Raw genomic sequence first — 3,474 nt, forward strand, 5'->3', positions numbered from 1 at the left:
CATGTACAAATTACTTCTGGTACAAAAATATTTACTCACGGAGGAGGTTGGGTTTTTCGAGATCAATATCCAAAACTGGATTATTTCGGGAAAGTAAAAATTAAAAACAATGTTTATATCGGCAATAACTCAATGATTATGCCTGGTGTTTCCATTGGCAATGATGTTATTGTTGGTGCAGGAAGCATCGTCACGAAATCAATCCCAGACGGCAAAATTGTTGCAGAAAACCCTGCCAGAATTGTGGGTGAAACTTCAGCGTTTGTTGAAAAAATAAAACAATATGATGTTGGTTCCAAGGGGATGAGCTATGAGGAGAAGAGGAAATTACTCTTAAAGCTAGAAAATGAGAGATTTATTACTAAATGAGTAAGAGTTTTGGAAAATATCTGATGTTTTTGTTGAGTCCTATACTCTCATTACCATTAATATTGCGCGACTTATATAGCAATAAAAACAGTAGTCTCATATTAATTTCGTTAACTTTTGGAATTGTAAGCTTTCTATATATTCCAAGAGAAAGTAATGATAAAGCTTATTACCACTTATTGTATGAAAACTTGAGTAGTTTAGATATTCAAGGTTTTTTCATTTTCTTATCTGAAAAACCAGACTTTCTATTCTACACTCTTCTGTATTTATTTTCAAAGTCAGGTATTCCAATACAGTTTCTGTTTCTATTTATTACAGCCTTAACTGTATGGATTTGGTTATTCTCATTTAGGAAGTTTACAAATCACAACAATTTAAAAACAAAAGATTATTTTATCTTTCTAACATTAATATTAATTTCTTTTTCAATTGACCATTTGATATCTGGAGTTAGAAACTACCTGGCCTTTTCGTTTATATTACTTGGTTTTTTGAGTAGTGGAATAAATAATAATAAAACAAAAGGATTGCTTTATATAATATTAGCAATCGCAATACATTTTAGTTCTATTATTTTTCTCCCTTTCTATTTCATTTTTATTCTTTTTCCTAAAAGATATAATTTCTATAAATTTCTATTCATCTTCTCTTTTATCTTTATTATTACTCCCCGTGAGTTATTATTACAGTTTGCTGATCAATTAAAGCTACCTTCTGCAATACAAAACAAAGCAGAAAGCTATCTTGGAGAAAAAGACTTTATAGAAAATAGTCTTAGTATCGGTAATTTTAATAATTATTTAAAAATATTTTTTTATGAATTGTGGACATTTTTTGCTTGGGCTTACCTTTTTATAACGATAAATAGAAAGTCTATATTTAGAAACCTAACTTATACTAGCTTTGCAGTATCAAACTTATTCTACTCAGCACCAGACACCTATTACAGATATATATTAGTTGCTCAGTTTTTCTTTTTAGTACTTCTTCTCGTGGAATATGATTTTTACAGTAAGTTTTTAAAGTTTTCAAAAATACTTTTAGTCGTTTTTGCTTTAAACCTTCTAGGAAATATTTATGTGTATAGAGAACAGTTTATAAAAAGTTATTTTAACATAAATTCAACAACCCTAATAACAATATTATTAAAAGAAGATATTACTTCTAAAGACTTTATTAAATGAAAATACTTTTAATCATCCCCACCTTAAAACAAGGAGGTGCAGAAAGAGTAATGAGTATTCTAGCAAACAATTTTTCTCAAAAAAATATAGATACACATCTAATCATACTTACTAAATCTAATGATTTCTTCACTATAAATAAAAAAGTCACCATCCATAGAATTGGATTTGAAAACAATAATTTTTTATCAAAAAAACTCTCAGAGCTAAAAACTTTTTTTAGACTTAGAAAGTTAATAAAAAATGAAAAGCCAGATTTTGTTTTAAGCTTTATGGAAAAGTACAATATTCTCACCATTTTAGCTTCTAGTTTTTTAAATGCTAACATTTTTATTTCTGATAGAAGAAATCCTTTAAACAAACTACCAAAGCATATTGTTTTCTTTAGACGACTTACATATAAATATGCAACCGGTTATATTGCTCAAACATCATTAGCTAGAGACTATATAAAAGAAAGAAAATTAAATAAAAATATTAGGATAATACATAATCCAGTTCAAGTTAGGAATGAGAACGAAACAATAAAGCATAATACAACGATAATTAATGTTGGCCGTTTGATACCAGAAAAAGGACAACACTATTTAATAGAAGCATTTTCCAAATTAAGAAATAGAGAGTGGAAATTAATTATTTTGGGGGATGGCCCGCTCAGAAATCAATTAGAACTGCAAATTCAAGAACTTAACTTAGAAGATAGAGTTATCCTTAAAGGTACAGTAAACAACGTTGTTGACTGGCTTAAAGAATCATCAATATTTGCTTTTACTTCTATAACTGAGGGGTTTCCAAATGCATTAACTGAGGCAATGGCAGTAGGGCTACCTTGCGTTAGTTTCGATTGTAATGCTGGACCTAGAGATCTCATCATAAATGGAGAGAATGGTTTTTTAATACCTTTGAAAGATGTTGAATCACTTGCATTTACTTTAGATAAATTAGCTGATGACTATTTATTAAGAGATAAAATAGGAAACAAAGCTAAAGAAATTAGATATAAATTGGATGAAAACAAAATCGCAGAAGAGTTTTTAGATTTCTTTGTCAGCGTAACTCAATAATGAATTTTAAAAAACAAATATTTTCGTTTAAGGTATTTTATTTATTGAAAAATAAAAAACAGTTTAATGATTTAAAAGAGATAGACTCCATTTCTAAAACTGAATTAAATATTATAAACTTTAACAAAAGAAAAGCCATTGTTAATTATGCTTATAAAAATATTCCTTTCTACAAAGAGTTTTATGATAATAACGGATTTAACCCTGATGATTTAAAGCACGAAAAAGATTGGAGTAAAGTGCCTTTGATAACAAAGGCTACATTAAAAGAAAATACGAAAAGGCTTATTAATCCCAAGATACCTTCATCTAAAATGAGAGCATCAACTACAGGCGGTAGTACAGGTGTTCCTTTGAAAGTTTACTTTGATAAAAATGTACCTCTTGAACTTTATGGATGGCGGACTTTAAATTGGTGGGGCATCAAACCTTGGGAAAACCAAGCTTATGTATTTAGGAACGTTCGGAAAGGTATTGGAAAAGTAATTAATACAGTAAAATGGTGGCCAACTAAAAGAACCCTTTTAGATTGCTCTTCAATGGATAAGAAGGATATGGATGATTTTATTTCAGAAATAAATAAAATTAAACCTGCATTTATTCAAGGATATGTGGGAGGGGTTTATGACTTGGCAAAATATATTCATGAGAATAATATTGCAATTCATCAACCTAAAGCCATTTGGGTTACAGCCGCTCCACTAACGGAATCAACTCGAAACTTTATTGAAAAATCACTTAAAGCGCCAGTTTTCGATCAATATGGATGTAGCGAAGTCTTTTGGCTAGCCGCAGAATGTCAAAATAAAAATGGACTTCATGTTCTTTCAGATGTAAGACATTTAGAATTTGTA

Annotated in this window: 4 protein-coding genes; all 4 read left to right on the forward strand. The window is 29.2% G+C overall.

The window, feature by feature from the left end; genetic code table 11:
• Positions 1-369 (forward strand): acyltransferase (locus VKY47_RS09245; protein WP_324312233.1); only part of this gene is annotated, 369 nt, incomplete at its 5' end.
• Between the two features lie 23 nt (positions 370-392).
• Complete coding sequence (locus VKY47_RS09250; RefSeq protein ID WP_324312238.1) at positions 393-1,556, forward strand: EpsG family protein; 1,164 nt, start codon at positions 393-395, stop codon at positions 1,554-1,556.
• On the forward strand, positions 1,553-2,620 hold the full coding sequence (locus VKY47_RS09255; RefSeq protein ID WP_324312234.1) for a glycosyltransferase family 4 protein: 1,068 nt from the start codon (positions 1,553-1,555) through the stop codon (positions 2,618-2,620). The genes VKY47_RS09250 and VKY47_RS09255 overlap by 4 nt, the downstream gene beginning before the upstream one ends.
• The coding region (locus VKY47_RS09260; RefSeq protein ID WP_324312236.1) for a phenylacetate--CoA ligase family protein at positions 2,620-3,474 on the forward strand (855 nt) is incomplete at its 3' end. The genes VKY47_RS09255 and VKY47_RS09260, both read left to right, overlap by 1 nt.

Origin of the sequence: Xanthomarina sp., assembly GCF_035306705.1 — a bacterium.
In the GTDB taxonomy this organism is placed as follows: Bacteria; Bacteroidota; Bacteroidia; order Flavobacteriales; family Flavobacteriaceae; genus Xanthomarina.